Annotated in this window: 14 protein-coding genes; 7 read left to right on the top strand and 7 right to left on the bottom strand. The window is 63.9% G+C overall.

Annotated features, from left to right (window positions below; translation table 11 throughout):
- Positions 1–121: 121 nt before the first annotated feature.
- From nusA to rbfA, 3 genes are all read left to right on the top strand, one after another.
- Positions 122–1375: a transcription termination factor NusA gene (nusA, locus tag ACZ5WW_RS06515; RefSeq protein WP_377170851.1), complete on the top strand. Its 1254-nt coding sequence runs from the start codon at positions 122–124 to the stop codon at positions 1373–1375.
- Between the two features lie 92 nt (positions 1376–1467).
- On the top strand, positions 1468–3717 hold the full coding sequence (infB, locus tag ACZ5WW_RS06510) for a translation initiation factor IF-2 (protein WP_377170853.1): 2250 nt from the start codon (positions 1468–1470) through the stop codon (positions 3715–3717).
- An 88-nt stretch (positions 3718–3805) separates the two neighbouring features.
- Positions 3806–4213, top strand: a complete 408-nt coding sequence (gene rbfA, locus ACZ5WW_RS06505; RefSeq protein WP_377170855.1) for a 30S ribosome-binding factor RbfA — start codon at positions 3806–3808, stop codon at positions 4211–4213.
- Between the two features lie 94 nt (positions 4214–4307).
- Here the strand turns inward: rbfA and ACZ5WW_RS06500 are convergent, their stop codons facing one another.
- On the bottom strand, positions 4308–5261 hold the full coding sequence (locus ACZ5WW_RS06500; RefSeq protein WP_377170857.1) for a hypothetical protein: 954 nt from the start codon (positions 5259–5261) through the stop codon (positions 4308–4310).
- A gap of 349 nt (positions 5262–5610) precedes the next feature.
- Between ACZ5WW_RS06500 and ACZ5WW_RS06495 the strand changes: the two genes are divergently transcribed.
- The gene (locus ACZ5WW_RS06495; RefSeq protein ID WP_377170859.1) at positions 5611–6663 is read left to right on the top strand and encodes a sialidase family protein; all 1053 of its coding nucleotides are present in this window, start codon (positions 5611–5613) and stop codon (positions 6661–6663) included.
- A gap of 135 nt (positions 6664–6798) precedes the next feature.
- Here ACZ5WW_RS06495 and ACZ5WW_RS06490 read toward each other — a convergent pair whose 3' ends face one another.
- Both ACZ5WW_RS06490 and ACZ5WW_RS06485 read right to left on the bottom strand, forming a co-directional pair.
- On the bottom strand, positions 6799–6975 hold the full coding sequence (locus ACZ5WW_RS06490) for a hypothetical protein (protein ID WP_377170861.1): 177 nt from the start codon (positions 6973–6975) through the stop codon (positions 6799–6801).
- 180 nt (positions 6976–7155) lie between these two features.
- A complete protein-coding gene (locus tag ACZ5WW_RS06485) occupies positions 7156–7797 on the bottom strand; it encodes a hypothetical protein (protein ID WP_377170863.1) in 642 nt (213 codons plus the stop codon).
- Positions 7798–8038: 241 nt separating this feature from the next.
- On the opposite strand from ACZ5WW_RS06485, the gene ACZ5WW_RS06480 reads away from it, so the two are divergent.
- Positions 8039–8881: a hypothetical protein gene (locus tag ACZ5WW_RS06480; RefSeq protein WP_377170865.1), complete on the top strand. Its 843-nt coding sequence runs from the start codon at positions 8039–8041 to the stop codon at positions 8879–8881.
- Between the two features lie 702 nt (positions 8882–9583).
- On the opposite strand, the gene ACZ5WW_RS06475 is transcribed toward ACZ5WW_RS06480, so the two are convergent.
- The 3 genes from ACZ5WW_RS06475 to ACZ5WW_RS06465 form a co-directional block, all read right to left on the bottom strand.
- On the bottom strand, positions 9584–11470 hold the full coding sequence (locus ACZ5WW_RS06475) for a DUF3987 domain-containing protein (protein ID WP_377170867.1): 1887 nt from the start codon (positions 11468–11470) through the stop codon (positions 9584–9586).
- Positions 11471–11574: 104 nt separating this feature from the next.
- Positions 11575–12648, bottom strand: coding sequence for a hypothetical protein (locus tag ACZ5WW_RS06470; RefSeq protein ID WP_377170869.1), 1074 nt, complete (start codon positions 12646–12648; stop codon positions 11575–11577).
- Positions 12649–12678: 30 nt separating this feature from the next.
- The gene (locus ACZ5WW_RS06465) at positions 12679–12957 is read right to left on the bottom strand and encodes a helix-turn-helix domain-containing protein (RefSeq protein ID WP_377170871.1); all 279 of its coding nucleotides are present in this window, start codon (positions 12955–12957) and stop codon (positions 12679–12681) included.
- Positions 12958–13534: 577 nt separating this feature from the next.
- Between ACZ5WW_RS06465 and ACZ5WW_RS06460 the strand changes: the two genes are divergently transcribed.
- Positions 13535–14521, top strand: a complete 987-nt coding sequence (locus tag ACZ5WW_RS06460; protein WP_377170873.1) for a DHH family phosphoesterase — start codon at positions 13535–13537, stop codon at positions 14519–14521.
- On the top strand, positions 14499–15230 hold the full coding sequence (truB, locus tag ACZ5WW_RS06455; protein WP_377170875.1) for a tRNA pseudouridine(55) synthase TruB: 732 nt from the start codon (positions 14499–14501) through the stop codon (positions 15228–15230). The genes ACZ5WW_RS06460 and truB overlap by 23 nt, the downstream gene beginning before the upstream one ends.
- A gap of 1407 nt (positions 15231–16637) precedes the next feature.
- Here the strand turns inward: truB and ACZ5WW_RS06450 are convergent.
- Positions 16638–16919: a hypothetical protein gene (locus ACZ5WW_RS06450; protein ID WP_377170877.1), complete on the bottom strand. Its 282-nt coding sequence runs from the start codon at positions 16917–16919 to the stop codon at positions 16638–16640.
- Between the last annotated feature and the right edge of the window lie 75 nt (positions 16920–16994).

The following is a 16994-nucleotide window of genomic DNA, read 5'->3' as shown; positions in this document are numbered from 1 at the left end:
CTGCTTGCTGATTCCTAGCCCTCCTTTATGGTCTGCGTCCTTCCCGGACAGAATTAGCGTTTTCACGGCGAGAGTGGGGCCTTCCCCGCTCTTTTTTGTCTGGTGAAATCACGAATTTTTTATGATCAGCGAACTCAAAGCCCTTTTCGACTATTACGAGAAAGAGAAAGGAATCGACCGTCTTAAGATGGTCGAGGCCCTGTCACAGGCATTGCTCGCCGCTTCCAAGAAAAGCATCGGGCCTGCCCGCGAACTCCGCATCGACATCGATCCTGACAAGGGGACGATCAAGGCCTTTGCCAAGCTGATCGCTGTGGAGAATGTGACCAACCGCTGGGAGGAGCTGCCGCTCGCCCTGGCCAAGCGTTTCAAGAAAAACGCCGAGATCGGCGACGAGATCGAGGTGGAAGTCACCCCGAACAACATGGGCCGCATCGCCGCGCAGACGGCCAAGCAGACCATGCTGCAGCGCCTGCGCATGGCGGAGAAGGAGAATCTCTACGAAGAATTCAAGGACCGCACGGGCGACGTCGTCAGCGGTGTGGTGCGCCGTTTTGAAAAGTCGGACGTGGTCGTGGACCTCGGCAAATTTGAAGGCGTGATGACCTCGAAGGAGCGCGTCTCCACCGAGGACTACACCCCCGGAGACCGCATGCGCTTCTACGTGAAGGCGGTGGAAAAGGACAGCGGCCGCGGCCCGGAGATCATCCTCTCCCGTGCGCACCCGAACTTTGTGCGCCGCCTGTTTGAGTTTGAAGTCAGCGAGATCGGTGACCGCACCGTGGAGATCGCCAGCATCGCCCGTGAGGCCGGCTACCGCACCAAGGTGGCGGTGCACAGCGCGGACGAAAAGGTGGACCCCGTGGGCGCCTGCGTGGGCCTGCGTGGCGCACGCGTGAAGAACATCGTGCGCGAGCTCAACAACGAGAAGGTGGACATCATCCGCTGGAAGGCGGACCCTGCCGAGTTCGTGCGCGAGGCGCTCAAGCCCATCAAGGTCATCTCCATCCAGGTGAACCCCGACAAGAAGGAAGCCCGCCTGACCGTGAGCGACGAGGACCTCTCCAAGGCCATCGGCCGCCGTGGCCAGAACGCCCGCCTGACCTCCCGCCTCGTGGGCATGGACCTGATCATCGAGAAGGATGAGCACGCCGCCGAAGTCTTTGAAGGACAAATGGGCAGCGCTGTGCATCATCTGGTGGACGTGCTCGGCATCACCGAGAGCGTCGCCCGCCAGCTGACCCAGGGCGGCATGGGAGACCTCAAAACCCTCGCCACCGGCGTCGATGTCTCGGACATCGCCGAGGTGCTGGGCGGAGACGAGGCCCTGGCCCAGCAGATTTTCGACAAAGCACATGCTTCCTCCCTGGAGTAGCCCCTGTGCCGCCATGACAACGCTTTCAAACCAACCCCCAACTCACGACAAGCCAGCCTCCCCCGCCGCCGCTCGCCCGATCTCATTCTCTCATGTCCAGCAAACCCTCCTCAGCCAAAAAGAGCAAGTCCCCCTCCGACGAAGTCGTTGAGGAGGCCGTACCTGCCGACAGCGCCAAGCCGAAAAAAGATACCAAGGCGAAGGTGTTGTCATTGATTGAGGAAAAGAAGCCAAGGACACGAAGCGCGGCCAAGGAGGGCTCAGTCCTGCCGCCGCTGGGAGCCAGAAAGCCCGCCGCACCGGAGCCCGCACCCGCAGCACCTGCCGCCCCCGCCAAGCCGACGGTGGACGAGCAAAAGGCCGCCGCGCTGAATCTCTTTGAGGATGACAAGCCCAAGGTGCGCCGTCGCCCGGCCGTCGAAAACGCCGCGCAGAGCGCGCTGCCGCCCATCTCCCTGCTGAAGGAGGAGCCCGCGCCGCCAAAGCCCATCGTGCCCATCGTGCACGCACCGCCTCCAGAGGCGCCTGCGCCGGAGTTTGAGCTCAGCGAGACGGGGGAAAAGATCATCCACCTCAAGCCCCCGGTCCTGGTGAAGGACCTGGCGGAAAAGATGGGCATCAAGACCTTCCGGATCATTTCGGACCTCATCCCCTTCAAGATTTTCGGCAACGCAGACAAGGCCATCGACATCGAGGTGGCCGAAAAGATCTGTGAAAAGCACGGCTTCAAGCTGGAGCGCGACAAGCGTGAAAAAGGCGGCGGCGTCCACAAGGTGGAGGAAGTCATCGTCGAGCCCGTGGCGCAGGTCGTTGAGGAGGTGGAGGAGGACAAGCTGGAACTCCGCGCCCCCATCATCACCTTCATGGGCCACGTGGACCACGGCAAGACCTCCCTGCTCGATGCCCTGCGCAAGACGCAGGTCACCGCCGGTGAGGCGGGCGGCATCACGCAGCACATCGGCGCCTACTGCATTTTCCACAACGGCAAGCCCATCACCTTCATCGACACCCCCGGCCATGCGGCTTTCTCCGCCATGCGCGCCCGTGGTGCGAATGTGACGGACATCGTCGTGCTCGTCATCGCTGCGGACGACGGCATCATGCCGCAGACCAAGGAGGCGCTCAGCCATGCCAAGGCCGCCGGCGTGCAGCTCATGGTGGCGCTGAACAAGTGCGACCTGCCCACCGCCAACGTCATGCGCGTGAAGAGCCAGCTGCAGGACATCGGCCTCGCGCCGGTGGACTGGGGTGGCGAGATCGAAGTCATGGAAGTCTCCGCCAAGACGGGCCTCGGGCTGGACAACCTGCTCGAAACCATGTCCCTCCAGGCCGAAGTGCTGGAGCTCAAGGCAGACCCCAAGGCCTCCCCGCGTGCCACCGTCATCGAATCCTCCATGGTGGCCGGCAAAGGCCCCGTGGCCACCGTCATCATCGGCCAGGGCACCCTCAAAGTGGGCCAGCCCTTCATCTGCGGCCCTCTCTGGGGCAAGGTGAAGGCCATCATCAACGACCGCGGCGAGTCCATCAAATCCGTCCTCCCCGGCATGCCCTGCGAGGTCATCGGCTTCAGCGACATGCCCCATGTGGGCGATGAAGTGGTGGTGATGAACAGCGAGCGCGACGTGAAGAAGCTCAGCGAGGAGCGCCTGGAGGAGATCCGCCAGAAGAAGCTCAGCGTCCCGCGCCGCTCCACCCTGGAGCACCTCTTTGCCAGCATCGAGGACAGCAACAAGAAGGCCCTCAAGATCGTGCTCAAGTGCGACGTGCAGGGCTCCGTGGAGGCCGTCTCCAAGTGCCTCACCGACATCCAGAGCGACAAGTGCAACCTCGACATCCTGCACAAGGAAGTCGGCGCCATCAACGAGTCCGACGTCCTCCTGGCCAGCGCCTCGGACGCCATCATCATCGGCTTCAACGTCAAGGTGGAAAACAAGGCCCTCACCGTGGCCAAGCGCGAGACGGTGCAGATCAAGCTCTACTCCATCATCTACGAACTCATCGACCAGGTGAAGGAGGCCATGGCGGGCCTGCTCGACCCGATCACCCGCGAGAAGGTCCTCGGCCACGCCCGCGTGAAGCAGGTCTTCAAGGTGCACAAGGGCTTTGTCGGCGGCTCCGTGGTCACGGACGGCATCATGAACCGCAAGCAGCGCGCCCGCGTGCTGCGTGACGGCCAGGCCGTGTACGACGGCGGCTTTGAGACGCTGCGCCGCTTCCAGGACGAAGTCAACGAAGTGCGCAACGGCCTCGAGTGCGGCATCAAGCTCTCCGGCTTCAGCGACTACGAGGAAAACGACGTCATCGAGTGCTACGAGCTCGAAAAAATCGCCCAAACTCTCTGATCACGTTTGTCGTATCAGGTTTCTGGTCCGCAGCGTGCCACCCACGCTGCCGGCCGGAGCCTGAACCCCGCCCCTTTTACACTGCCCTATGTCCCTCCGAGTCGACAAAGTACGCGAGCTCATCCGCCGTGAGCTGAGCACCATCCTCGAGAAGGATTTCCGCAGTGAGAACTGCCTCGTGACCATCCATGACGTGAGCCCCACGCCGGACATGCGGCAGTGCTTTGTGTATGTGGGCGTCATCGGCAAGCCCCACCAGCAGGACGCCGCCATCGAGCGCCTCACCAAGGCGCGCGGCTTCATCCAGCGGGATCTCTACAAGCGCGTGAAGCTGCGCAGCAGCCCGCAGCTCTTCTTCCGCCTGGACAAGTCCGTGGAGCGCGGCGTGCCCCTGCTCAACATCATCGACAACCTCCCCCCACCCATGGCCGACCTGCCTGCGGAAGGGGAGGAGGGGAAGGATGATGAAGGGAAGGGCAAGGCTGGGAAGCAGTAGGCGAAGAGGCCTGCATGGCCGGAGCCTGCAGATGGAGGCACCGGGCTTCAGCAGGCCGGGCCTGTTTTCGAAATGCCCTGCACACGCTGCGACATCAGCGCGCATGGCGTTTCTTGTGCCGACTCTGAATCTCGGCGAGTTGCTGCTGACGGTCCGGGTCTTTGAGATGAGGCAGGCCGGCAAAGATCTTTTCCGCCAGGGGATTGTCTGAACTGGCGAGCGCCGAGAGCGCGGAGGTGGCGTTGATGCTGGCGGCGGTGCCGGGCTGCCTGAGGTACTGCGTCAGCAGGGCTGACTGGGCGGCTGTCCATTCCGGCAGATTGAAGAGCCAGGGGTAACGCAGGCAGGTGCCTCTGAGGCTGTCGGTCTGCGCTCGGGCCAGGACGGCCCAGATTTCCAGAGCGAGCCTGGGATCGAACTGCACACGGTCCAGCATCTGCCTGAGGGTGGCATTGAGCTTTGTTTCATCCTTCTCCTGCAGCGACTGGAGAAACGCGGCGCGGTCCAGCAGCAGCCCCTGCGCGAATTTGGCGGCCTCTGTGCGTGTGCGTTCTGACTTCGCCGTGCGCAGTTTTTCCAGGAGGGGGATCAGGCGTGTCCTGACTTCGGGGGTGACCACGCCTTTCACGGCCACCAGACGGCGCGTGCTGGCGGTGTCCTCGCCTGGCTGCGGGCCGTTGTGGGACTGGTGTTCGAGCTTTCGCAGCGCCCAGTAAGCGGCTTCGTCAGAGCCGCTCTGCATCGCCGCCTCGATGAAGTCGATGGAGTACCAGGCGTGCAGGGCTTGCAGGGCTGCTTCACGGGTCGGGTCCGTGTCGTGGTAGCTGGAGCTCGTGCCCATGCATTCCAGCACCTCCGGCGGAAAGCTGGCGATGAGCCGCTCCAGCGCCGCCAGACCTTGGCCGGTCGTCGTCAAAGTGCGGGTCGCCTCCTCCATCAGGCGGCGCGGCTCGCCTTCGAGGGCATTGCCGGAAACAATATGAATGCCGGAAGCACCCGCCTGGGCGGCCACGAGCCAGGGGAGGCACAGGAGCGTGAGCAGTTTCATGAGGCGCATCATGTCAGGCGGGCGTTTAAGCAGGAGGGAAAGGTGAGGCATGCATGCCGGCATCTTGTGATACGGCGGCGGAAAGGAAAGCCTTGGGGCGGCTCCATGGCTGGGCGTGTTTTTCTGCACCCGCTGCAACCTTCTTCATGGGGGGCGCGCGAAATCATCGACCACCTGCTCCCGCCCATGGCCGACGCGCCTGCGCAAGGGAAAGGGCAGGGGGCTGAAGCGAAAGAGGGAGGCAGGAGCAGCCCTGCGCAAAGAAGCACCGGGCGGAGAAGATGCCGGGGAAATGCACACATTCATCCCGCGCGCCGTTTAGTACCCTTTTCCCCAGCCATCCCACCCCATGCGCCTCATCCTCACCACACTCGCCCTCCTGCTGCTGGCCTCTGCCCACGCTGCCGAGGCACCGCCGCAGGTCACCGTCAGCCACATCCGCCGCATCTTTCACAACGGGGAGCACAATGCCTTCACGGACCTCGTGCGCTTTCGCGGCCAGCTCTACCTCTGCTTCCGCAGCTGCCCGGACGGCCACATGGTTTTCAACACCGCCACGGCCATCGTCATGCGCAGCGCGGATGACGGTGCCACGTGGACGCAGGTGCACCGCTTTGCCGTGAAGGACCGCGACACGCGTGATCCCCACTTCCTCGTCTTCAAAGACCGGCTCTTCGTTTACACCGGCACCTGGTGGAGCGGCCCCGGCAGCATCCAGCCCAAGGACTACGACATGAACAAGATGCTCGGCTTCGCCACCTGGAGCGACGATGGCACGCAGTGGAGCGAGCCCGAGCTGCTGGAGGGCACCTTCGGCCTCTACATCTGGCGCGCCGCCGCCTCCGGTGGCAAAGCCTACCTCTGCGGCCGGCGCAAGCCGGGGTATGACATCGGCCCCAAAGGCGAGGGCGACAAAGTGCAGTCCCTCCTGCTGGAAAGCGACGACGGCCTCATCTGGAAGAAGCGCGCCTACTTCGCCGAGACCGCCGGAGACGAAACCGCGTTTCTCTTTGAGCAAGACGGCAGCCTGCTCGCCATCGGTCGCCATGGCGGCGGCAAGAACGCCCTCGTCATCCGTTCCCAGCCACCCTTCACGGAGTGGAGCCGCCAAAGCCTCGACCGTCCCGTGGGCGGCCCGCTCGTCGTGAAATGGGGAGCGCACACCCTCGTCGGCGGACGCAAGACCACCAAAGAGCAGGGCGCCAAGACCTCGCTCTGCTGGCTCGTCGGCGATGCCCTGCAGGAGTTCGCCGAACTCCCCAGCGGCGGCGACAATTCCTACCCCGGCTTTGTCCAGCTCTCAGACAAACGCGCCCTCGTCTCCTACTACTCCAGCCACGAAAAAGACGCCGCAGGCAAGACCATCACCGCGATCTATCTCGCGGAGCTGACGCTGGAGTGATGGGGGGATTTGTGTGCCCGGTGATGTCCGCCCAGCGCAAGCCGGCAGTAGCACGGGCAATCCTGCCCGTGTCGGGCGCTCTCTTCGCGGGCAGGATTGCCCGCACTACTTCCCGCTAAGCACACGCCCCAGCCCTCATTCCGTCGGCAGTGTCTTCTTGATGCGTTCCCAGGACGCCTGCACCACCGCATGCGTGGGCGTGGGGCAGGAAAGCTCGTCTGAATAAGCCTGCAATTTCGGAGCCGCCGCCAGGCTGTGGCGCAGCTCCGCCACGAGCGCCGCCAGATCCTCCCGGGTGAAATACTGGTTCATGCTTTCGATGACGCACACGTAGCCCTCCGGCGTCGGAAGCGAGGTGCCAGGAATTGTGAAACAAAGGCGGGGGCGAAGGATTGCGCTGCAGCGCCGCATGCATCGTCTGGCAGTTCTGTTGTTGCTCAAAAATGCAGTGCGATTCTCATCACAGGGCGTTGGAAATGTTTCAGCAGACCGCTAGGGGATTGTGTGCTTGTGCGCATATCCGATGCGAATCAAATGGAAGATAAAACCTGCAGTCAAGCAGCCTCTCACCAGGTGCTGCCCGAACTGCTGAAGCGGAACCCGACGATGCCATAGCAGGACTGAGAAAACGATCACAAAACTGCCAACTGCCCACCACAGATGACGTAAAGGAAGGCTCTGCAGTGCTGCTGCGTCAGCTCTCAAAACACCTTTGGCTGCGTAGTTGACATAAGCAGCGGCTGAAAACAGGAGGAAGCTGGCGACAGCCCAAAGCCATGCCTCAAAAGAGGATGTCCTTACGATAGGAATCGCTTCTGAGGAGCTTCGCGCCGCAATGGTCGTAACCATCGCAAATTCAGACAAACCAAGCAAAAATGGGATGAGGGAGTCCAGGATGTCTATCCGCCATGTGAAGGCGATGCAGCTTATGGCATACTCCTGCCATACAGCAACGATGGATATCAGAACGACCATCGAGTCAAGGATGGTGGATGTACTCACTCGTCCTGTTTTAAAGTACTCCTGAGTTAGCGTCTGAAAAAGGTATCCGGCCGCCAAGGACTGGATGATGCTGGCAAGCGTTAGATAGACGCTGCTAAAGCCGTCTCGGAATAATTGGTCGAATACTGACATGGCCTAAGCGGAGAGAGCAGGGTGGGTTAGACAATTACAATCTATTTTGAGCTTTATCCTTAGCGTAAAATTGCGCGGCAAACACCATGCCGGGCATTATGGGCCATGCAGTGTTTGGCGGTCCCTTTCAATCATGCCCAGCCGCACGCCCGAAGGCGGGTTTGGAAGGAGGCTGAGATTTTTTCAGGATCCGTTTATCACGGCGCATGCATCTCTTTAGAATGCTGGCATGTCTCCCCTCATGAAACGCTTCTTCCTCCACCTGGTTGTCCTTCTGCTTGCCGCCTGTTCGGAATCCAAGAAGGATGCGCAAGCCGCAAGCGGACAGCCGGCGGTGAGCACGACCGATCTGCCGGTGGTGGTGCTCGGTGGCCCGACCTGTGCTGAGTTTGTGAAGGGGCTGACGTTGGCCGGGGTCTCCAAGGCACAGGATCTGAGCCGGGAAAGCCTGGCCGGGAAAGCCGCCGCGCTGCATGCCGCCTCGGTGGCGGTCATCCTGGTGGATGCGACGGAGGGGCCGCTGCCGGTCACTCGCGAAGACGTTCTGCTCACGCGGCAATTTTGCCGGGGCACGGTGGTGATCGGGTTTTCCAAATCAGCGTTGGTCGAGGATGCGGAACTGCTCGATCTGGAGGAAATGGAGGTGCGTGACCTGCTGAACAAGTACGATCATCCAGGTGACACCGCCGCAGTTGGTTTTGATTCAGAGTCTGCCCGGACAAAACAACCCAAAGGTTTTGCAGCGCTGGCGGTCTTGCTGTCGAAAATGCGGCCCGCTGACCCTCCGCGCGCAGCCAGGCCCGCACAGCAGGCGGCCGGGGCGGAACTCTACGTGCTGGCTGATTTGGAGGCGTTCAAGCGAGGCCTGATCCAGCCTGTAAGCAGCGGAGGCTGTCAGTTGATCTTCGGAGACAAGGTCGTGCCCTGCACGCTTCAGACTCCGCAGGCTGTTCAGCCGGGTTCTGCTGGGAAGGTCACGCTGGCCTTTCCCGAGCCCGTGAGCTTTCGTGTTGGCGACCGCTTTGTCATCGGGGTGGAGGATCATCTGACCGCAGCGGGCCGCATCGGAGATGTCACGCGCTGAAGGAAGCCGGGGCGCGTCTTGGGAGACGTGGCGTCCACGGGAGCCAAAGCAAATTTGGAGTGCGGCTGCCTAGCGAGGAACGAGCGGAGCTGCCGCTTTCGAGCGTCTTGTGGCTTTCATGGGACGTCCAGCGTGCGGGAGCCTCATGGCATGCGGGGGCTGCTGCCTTCGAATATTTCGTGGTATCCGCCTGCTGTCCGGCCTGCGGAAAGCGGTAGCTGCGTTCGTTCCTCACTTCGCGACCGCGTTGATTCGCTGCGCTCACCCTGCGGGCGCCTTGCAGTCGTCTATCTCCACTTCGTTACGGTTCCAAATGGGGCTGCCGCCCCCGCGCCGGGGCCAGACTTCAACGAATTCAACCATTTCAACGGGGGTGTGTGTCACTCCCTGCGTCTGCCGGGGCCAGACTTCAATGAATTCAACCATTTCAACGGGGGTGTGTGTCACTCCCGCGTCTGCCGGGGGAGTGACTTCAACGAATTCAACCATTTCAACGGGGGTGTGTGTCACTCCCTGCGTCTGCCGGGGCCAGACTTCAATGAATTCAACCATTTCAACGGGGGTGTGTGTCACTCCCGCGTCTGCCGGGGGAGTGACTTCAACGAATTCAACAAATTCAACGGGGGTGTGTGTCACTCCCGCGTCTGCCGGGGGAGTGACTTCAACGATTTCAACAAATTCAACGGGGGCTGGAGTGTTCGTTCATTCCCAGGTGAAGGTGTAGAGGGTGTGTTTGCCAGATTTGGTCATCACACACTGCTGGCGGGAGATGAGGTGGGGGATGATCTCGCCGTAGAGCTTGGAGGGGGTGAGCGCGCCGATGCGTCCGGGATTGGAGGCGAAGCGGCGGGTGAGCTCGCTGCGGGTGTAAACGGCGCGGTGCTGGCCGGGTTTGACACTGTGATCTCCAATGATCTGGGCCAGCAGCCATTCGGCGGTGTCGTCCACCTGGATGCGGCGGCTCATGCCTTCGAGCTGGATGAGCGCGTCAAGGCAGCCGTCTTGATGCGCCTCCGCCAGCTCCAGGATGTCCGGGGTGATGGTGAAGGGATCGCTGGTGCTGCCCCGGGCCCAGCGGCAGGCCTGGAAGATGATGGCCAGCTTCAGGCAGCGGGCGGGGGACTCATTGAGGCTGGAGAGCAGGCTCTCATCTCCGATGGTGTATCCTGGTATGGATTCGCAGCGGGCGCGGTTGCGCTGCTGCAGGCCCACCCAGTAGTGCTTGGCGGCCTTGGTGAAGCTGTCCCTGCCCACGGTGCCTTTGAGCGTGGTCAGATGGCGGAAGAGGTCGGTCAGGTTTTGCAGGTCGTCTCCTTCCAGGCTTTCCGGCCACCAGATGTTACGCGTCTGCCGGGTGGCCACGTAGAAGCCGAAGCGGCGGCGCAGACCGCAGCCGGCGGCTATTTGATCCAGCCGGGCCACGCCAAAAGTGCTGCCAATGCAGAGGCTCAGCGTGGCCTGCTCGATGTGGCGCTGGGATTCGCCATCACCGTGGCTTTTGCCTTCGCGCAGGAAGTTCTGGTGCCAGGGTGAACCATCGTAGAGGCCCAGGTAGCGTGCGGAGACCTCGCGCCCGAAGGACTGCGTCTCCCAGCTGCGCAGGATGGTGTTTCCTTCATCCTCAAACTGCAGGCGGTGGGGCTGCTGCTCAAAGGTGTCAAACAGGGCCGAGTCGCTGGCGTTTCCACCGATGAAGTCCTCCGGCGTGAGGAGGTTCCGGGCGATCTTGATCGCGGGTGCAAAGGTGGTGCCTTTGCGCAGGCCGGCAGGACAGGCCAGGAAGTTGTAGATCGTCAGCGGCTTCTGGCTGCCGAAGTTCAGGGTGACATGGGGTGTGAGGAGCTTGCCACACAGGGCCAGGATGGGTGCCACGATGAGGCCGTCCGGCAGCTCTGAGACATTGCGTGTGAAGTCGCGGTAATCCTTGAGGATGGAATCCTCCGGGATGGGGTGCTCGCGAGTTTTCTCACCTCCCTCCGTTGAATTTGTTGAAATGGTTGAAGTGTCCTTCTTGGGGATGGCTGGAGACACACACTCCCCCGTTGAATTTGTTGAATTCGTTGAAGTGTCCTCCTTGGGGATGGCTGGAGACACACACTCCCCCGTTGAATTTGTTGAATTCGTTGAAGTGTCCTCCTTGGGGATGGCTGGAGACACACACTCCCCCGTTGAATTTGTTGAAATCGTTGAAGTCTGCGCGCATGCCGGGGCCGGTTTGACACCACCCTCCATTGAAACGGTGGAAACGATGGAAGTCTGCGCGCCTGTGGTGGCTCGGGGTGTGTGCGTGAATCCTCCCGCAGGTGTCGCTGACGTTACCGCTGTTTCTCGCGCAGCAGGCTCTGTGCGTGTGCCTCCCTCCGGTGAATGGGGGGAAGGTGGGGGCGTTTCTGCGCTGCCGGGCGGCTCGGGTGTGGCCCAGCCGGGCGCGGGGGCGTCCACGGGGCGCAGGTGCTGCGTCCAGTCGGCGGAGGGGCGGAAGGCGGGGCGTGCCATCAGCACGGCGGCGGCGTCTGTGAGGCCCGGGAGGGCGGGGGCGGGGTCGGGCGTGTGCTGGGCGGCGGAGTCAGGATGGGATTTCGTGTTCATGGCAAGGCAGGATTTGAAAAGGGTGGGGGGTGTAAGGGGGCTTCGGCAGCCGGGTTCGGGTGTGTTAAGGTGTGGTATAAAGGTGCAGAATGTGGTATCCGGGGTCATGATAGTCGGGAGAAGAGGCTTTCCAGGATGGGCTGGCGGTCCGCCTCCGGGAGCTGGAGGACTTCGCCGAGGTCTTTGCAGGGCGCGGGCAGCAGGTGCACGGCGGCCTGCACGCCGGCGGCGCGGAGGTCTGCCAGCCAGGTGGCCCCGGCGTCCAGGCCTGCCTCGTCCGTGTCCGGGAGGAGGTGCACCTCCCGGCCGCGCAGCCGCTCCAGCAGCCCGGAGTCCCGCGCAAAGCGGGCGCTGGCGCCGGTGGCGGCCAGGATGCTCCACGCGTGCGGGGTGTCCACCAGCAGCATGGCCGCGAGGCCTTCGAGCAGGCCCACGGCGTCCTCCACCAGCAGCACGTGGGTGGTTTCGCCCAGCCAGCCCTGCCCGATGAAGGCGCCCTGGGAGCCGGAGAGGTTGCGCGTCTGGATGCGCGAGCCGTCGGCCTTTTCCAGCGGCTTGCCGTCCAGCCGCCGCACCTGCGCAAAGGTGCCCTCCGTGATGACGAGGCAGCGGTGCCCCTGCACCTGCGCCACACGGAGAAAGCCGTGCCGGTGCGCGAGGTCCACCGCGTCTGGCAAGAGGCCGCGCTGCTCCGCCACGGCGCGGATGTCTTCCCGCGTGAGCGGGTGAAACTCCGGCCACATCTCGCGCAGCCAGCCGATGTCCTCGGCGGGGGCAGGGGCTGTGGCGCCAGCCTCCGGCAGGGCGGGTGCTGCGGGTGCAGGGGCTGCTGCGGGGCTCTGGGAGGAGGCATGGGTCTTATGGGGTCTATCCGGCCTGTCGGGCCTATTTCCGGCCTCCGCCCCCTGGGGCCGCTGGGCCTCCAGCAGGTACCCCGCAGGCCGCTCCGTGCTGGCGGCGGCGGTGCGCAGCAGGTGGCGCAGCTCCTTTTCCTGCCAGGGCGGCTGGCAGGCTGCATTCCAGCGGGTGAGCAGGGGCAGGGCCTCCGGCTCGGAGAGGCCAAAGCCGCGCACCAGCGCCAGGGCGGCCCTGGCGGCGGCGGCCTGCGCCCGCGGCCCGGAGATGGAGGCGGGCACCCTCGCCAGATAGGCGCTGGCACGCTCGGTGATGGTTTTCATCGTGGGAAGGGATGGGCGGTTGGGGGGGGGCTAGGCGTTGCGGGTTCCCGGATTTGCTGCCCACACCTCGTGCTGCAGCAGCGCGGCATAGACCTTGGCGCTGTCAAAGCGGCAGTAGCCGCGCACCTTGACCATGGGCACCGTGCCTTCGCGCACCCAGCTGTGCAGCGTGCGGCGGCTGATGCCCAGCCGCTGCGCCATCTGCACCTGCGTCAGCAGCTCCGGCGGCGTGCCGGGTGCCTGCGCAGCGTGTGCGGTGGCGGCGGCTGCGATGTTTGTCTTCGTTTTCTTTTTTGTGTTCGTTTTCATGATGCGGTCGTTGTTTTTGATGATTTTGAATGATGGATCGTGGTAGCTATGCGGTATCTTGTGGCATCAAACGGCCGCGCCTGGGCATGGGCATGCCGGGAGGGTGCGGGGGCCGCGTGAGGCCTGGGGTGGCGGTTTGGCGGCCGTTCAGGGCCGTCAGGTCGGGCGCCGGGTGCGAGTGTCAGAGTTCTTCACTGCTTCATCGCTGTCATCACCGCCGCAGGCCGCGTTCTGCACGCCGGACTGCAACAGGAATAAGAATGTCTTGGGTCCGAATTTGGAAATGCAAGGAGATATTTTGGAAAAAGCTGGAGGCAGGCCGCACCGCTGTGCGAGAGAGGTCTCCATGTGGCCCGGTTTGGCCCCGCATGGCAGCGTGTGGCAGGCCCCCACCCGCGCAGGGCGGAGCCTTTCCCCAGGCGGTCTCCGCAGCGGCCGTGGCAGCCTCGCGTTTCCCCTCTCAGCGCCCCGCTCCAGGGCCCCAGGGCACCGGCACATGCCCCCTGCAAACTTCCCCCCGCTGCTGCATCTTCACCTTGCAGCCTTGCGGCGGTGGTGCTTTGTGAATGCCCCCCGGATGCCAGCCAACTCCACCACCGCCGAAATCGTCGCCGCCATGCGCTCCGCGCAGCGCATCGCCGTGGTGGCGCATGTGAGGCCGGACGGCGATGCCGTGGGCTCCGTGCTCGGCCTCGCGCTCAGCCTGCGCGCGCTGGGAAAGGACGTCATCGCCATGCTGGAGGACGGCGTCCCGGCCAATCTCGCCTTTCTCCCCGGCACAGACACCGTCATCCAGCCCGGCACCGAGCCGCTGGGGATCGACCTCGCCATCGCGCTGGACACCGCCACGCATGAGCGCGTGGGGGAGAAAACCAAGGCCCTGCTGGATGCCGCGCCGCTGCTCATCGACATCGACCACCACCCCGCCAATCCCGGCTACGGCGCGCTCAATCTCATCGTCCCCACCGAGCCCGCCACCGGGCAGATCATTTACGATCTCCTCAGCGGGCACGGCCTGCCCATCGACGACGCCGTGCGGCAGAATCTCTTCATCGCCATCTCCACGGACACCGGCTCCTTTCAGTACTCCAGCACAAATGCGCGCACGCACCGCATCGTGGCGGAAATGATGGACGCCGGGCTGGACACCGCGCGGCTCGCGCAGCTCATCTACCAGAGCTACCCCGTGCGCCGCCTGGAGCTCATGCGCGACATGCTCAACCACATGGAATTCCGCGCGGAGGGCCGCATCGTGAGCTGGCAGCTCAAACAGGCCGTCATGGACGCCGCAGGCATGCAGCCCGGAGACACCGAGGGGCTCATCGACACCCTGCGCATGATCGACAGCGTGGTCGCCTGCGTCATCTTTGAAGACATCCCCGGCGGCAAGGTGCGCGTCAGCTCGCGCTCCAAGGACAGCCGGCTCGATGTCTCCGCCGTGTGCGCCCAGTTTGGCGGCGGCGGCCACCGCATGGCCTCAGGCGCACGCATGAGGGGCCCCATTGAAGCAGCAGCAGACAAATTTTTGCAAGCACTCGAACATGAAGTCAGACGAATTGATTAGCGGCGTCCTCCTGGTGGACAAAGACCAGGACATGACCTCCCACGATGTGGTGGCCGTCGCTCGGCGCTGCCTGAACATGAAGAAGATCGGCCACTGCGGCACGCTCGACCCCATGGCCACCGGCATGCTCATCCTCGTATTAGGAAATGGCACACGCCTCTCTGACCTCCTCATGTCTGAGGACAAGGAATACGTCGGCACCCTGAAGCTGGGCCAGACCACCAACAGCCAGGACGCCGAGGGCGAAGTGGTGGAGGAAAAGCCCGTGCCCGCAGACCTCACGCTGGAGCAGGTGAAGGCCGCCTTTGACAGCATGCGCGGAGATTTCTACCAGATGCCGCCCATGGTCTCCGCCATCAAGGTCGGCGGCGTGCCGCTCTACAAGCTGGCCCGCAAAGGCCAGGAGGTGGAGCGCGAGCCCCGCTTTGTGCGTGTGTACGACTACGAGATCACCCGCTTTGAGCCGCCGTATGTGGACTTTCGCGTCGTGTGCAGCAAAGGCTTCTACGTCCGCACGTATGCGCACGATGTGGGGCAAAAGCTCGGCTGCGGCGCGCACCTCAGCGCCCTGCGCCGCACCCGCTCCGGCCACTTCAAGCTCCAGCCCGGCAAGTACGTCACCTTTGACCAGCTCAAGCAGGGCAAGAAAGACGAAGTCCTCGCCGCCATGCTCACGCTCTACGATGTGAGCAAGCTGCGCGGCGCGTGAGTGGCGCGTGAGAAGTGAAAAGGGTTCAGTGAAAAGGGGTAAGTGAAAAAGGCCGGGCCGCGCTTCCTATGAGCCGCCGCTCCGGCCGTAGGTTGGGTGCGGTGGGAGCGTGAGGGATCGGGACGATCCCTCTCCGCCGGAGGGGGATCATCTTGATCCCCGCACAGGGCGCGTGTTTGCGCGATGAGCGTGCGTGTTGGGGAGGTGTGGAGTGCGGGGAGGTTGGGTGTGGCGGGGACGCGAGGGATCGGGACGATCCCTCTCCGCCGGAGGGGGATCATCTTGATCCCCGCACAGGGCGCGTGTTTGCGCGATGAGCGTGCGTGCTGGGGTGGTGTGGAGTGCGGGGAGGTTGGGTGTGGCGGGGACGTGAGGGATCGGGACGATCCCTCTCCGCCGGAGGGGGATCATCTTGATCCCCGCACAGGGCGCGTGTTTGCGCGATGAGCGTGCGTGCTGGGGTGGTGTGGAGTGCGGGGAGGTTGGGTGTGTTTGGCGTCGAGCGCCCGCCTTCGCTCGTAAGCTTCCTCCGCCAAACCGCCCGACTGCGAGGACGCTCGCAGGCCGGGGCGCATGCAGCCCGCACACAGACGGCCGGGCTGACGCCACAGCCGTCCTACGGCCCTGCAGCCCTGCGAGCCTTGGCAGTCCACCCTGGAGCCGCCACTCCGGCCGTAGGTTGGGTGTGTTTGGCGTCGAAGACTTTCGCCTCCATCCACAGCATCCTCCGCCAAACCGCCCGACTGCGAGGACGCTCGCAGGCCGGGGCGCATGCAGCCCGCACACAGACGGCCGGGCTGACGCCACAGCCGTCCTACGGCCCTGCAGCCCTGCGAGCCTTGGCAGTCCACCCTGGAGCCGCCGCTCCGGCCGTAGGTTGGGTGTGTTTGGCGTCGAACACTTTCGCCTCCATCCACAGCATCCTCCGCCAAACCGCCCGACTGCCAGGACGCTCGCAGGCCATGGAGCCAGCCGTACGCTGATGGACGGCCGGGCTGACGCCACAGCCGTCCTACGGCCCTGCAGCCCTGCGAGCCTTGGCAGTCCACCCTGGAGCCGCCACTCCGGCCGTAGGTTGGGTGTGTTTGGCGTCGAGCGCCCGCCTTCGCTCGTAAGCTTCCTCCGCCAAACCGCCCGACTGCGAGGACGCTCGCAGGCCATGGGGCCAGCCGTACGCTGATGGACGGTCGGGCTGACGCCACAGCCGTCCTACGGCCCTGCAGCCCTGCGAGCCTTGGCAGTCCACCCTGGAGCCGCCGCTCCGGCCGTAGGTTGGGTGTGTTTGGCGTCGAAGACTTTCGCCTCCATCCACAGCATCCTCCGCCAAACCGCCCGACTGCGAGGACGCTCGCAGGCCATGGAGCCAGCCGTACGCTGATGGACGGCCGGGCTGACGCCACAGCCGTCCTACGATGCCCAGAGCCCGCCTGCGTGAAGTCCCCGCACCGAGGTCCGGCAAAGGCCGGTGAAGAGCAGGGGAGCCATGGAAGTCATGCCCAGACCCCGCGTGCACCCGCATTCCGGCCCATTTTCCATCCCCAGCTCCTCCATCCCCAGCTCCTCCATCCCCAGCTCCTCCATCCCCAGCTCCTCCATTCCCAGCTCCTCCATTCCCAGCTCCTCCATCCCCAGCTCCTCCATCCCCAGCTCCTCCATGGCCTTGCCCCGGCCTGCGCCTTCCTTGCGCATCTCCGCCGCTTTCTTGCCCCCGTGAAAACTTCAGGCAGGCCGCACTGTTTTAGATGGCACAGCCCTATCCGGCTG

The organism is Prosthecobacter fluviatilis, from assembly GCF_055388355.1.
The sequence above is the reverse complement of the archived record's forward strand: the minus strand, read 5'-3'. Positions and strand labels throughout refer to the sequence as shown.

What these genes read in the sequence shown, in the direction of transcription:
- nusA (WP_377170851.1), top strand. Translation starts at nt 122, where the DNA reads ATGATCAGCGAACTCAAAGCCCTTTTCGACTATTACGAGAAAGAGAAA.
- infB (WP_377170853.1), top strand. Translation starts at nt 1,468, where the DNA reads ATGTCCAGCAAACCCTCCTCAGCCAAAAAGAGCAAGTCCCCCTCCGAC.
- rbfA (WP_377170855.1), top strand. Translation starts at nt 3,806, where the DNA reads ATGTCCCTCCGAGTCGACAAAGTACGCGAGCTCATCCGCCGTGAGCTG.
- ACZ5WW_RS06500 (WP_377170857.1), bottom strand. Translation starts at nt 5,261, where the DNA reads ATGAAACTGCTCACGCTCCTGTGCCTCCCCTGGCTCGTGGCCGCCCAG.
- ACZ5WW_RS06495 (WP_377170859.1), top strand. Translation starts at nt 5,611, where the DNA reads ATGCGCCTCATCCTCACCACACTCGCCCTCCTGCTGCTGGCCTCTGCC.
- ACZ5WW_RS06490 (WP_377170861.1), bottom strand. Translation starts at nt 6,975, where the DNA reads ATGAACCAGTATTTCACCCGGGAGGATCTGGCGGCGCTCGTGGCGGAG.
- ACZ5WW_RS06485 (WP_377170863.1), bottom strand. Translation starts at nt 7,797, where the DNA reads ATGTCAGTATTCGACCAATTATTCCGAGACGGCTTTAGCAGCGTCTAT.
- ACZ5WW_RS06480 (WP_377170865.1), top strand. Translation starts at nt 8,039, where the DNA reads ATGAAACGCTTCTTCCTCCACCTGGTTGTCCTTCTGCTTGCCGCCTGT.
- ACZ5WW_RS06475 (WP_377170867.1), bottom strand. Translation starts at nt 11,470, where the DNA reads ATGAACACGAAATCCCATCCTGACTCCGCCGCCCAGCACACGCCCGAC.
- ACZ5WW_RS06470 (WP_377170869.1), bottom strand. Translation starts at nt 12,648, where the DNA reads ATGAAAACCATCACCGAGCGTGCCAGCGCCTATCTGGCGAGGGTGCCC.
- ACZ5WW_RS06465 (WP_377170871.1), bottom strand. Translation starts at nt 12,957, where the DNA reads ATGAAAACGAACACAAAAAAGAAAACGAAGACAAACATCGCAGCCGCC.
- ACZ5WW_RS06460 (WP_377170873.1), top strand. Translation starts at nt 13,535, where the DNA reads ATGCCAGCCAACTCCACCACCGCCGAAATCGTCGCCGCCATGCGCTCC.
- truB (WP_377170875.1), top strand. Translation starts at nt 14,499, where the DNA reads ATGAAGTCAGACGAATTGATTAGCGGCGTCCTCCTGGTGGACAAAGAC.
- ACZ5WW_RS06450 (WP_377170877.1), bottom strand. Translation starts at nt 16,919, where the DNA reads ATGCGCAAGGAAGGCGCAGGCCGGGGCAAGGCCATGGAGGAGCTGGGG.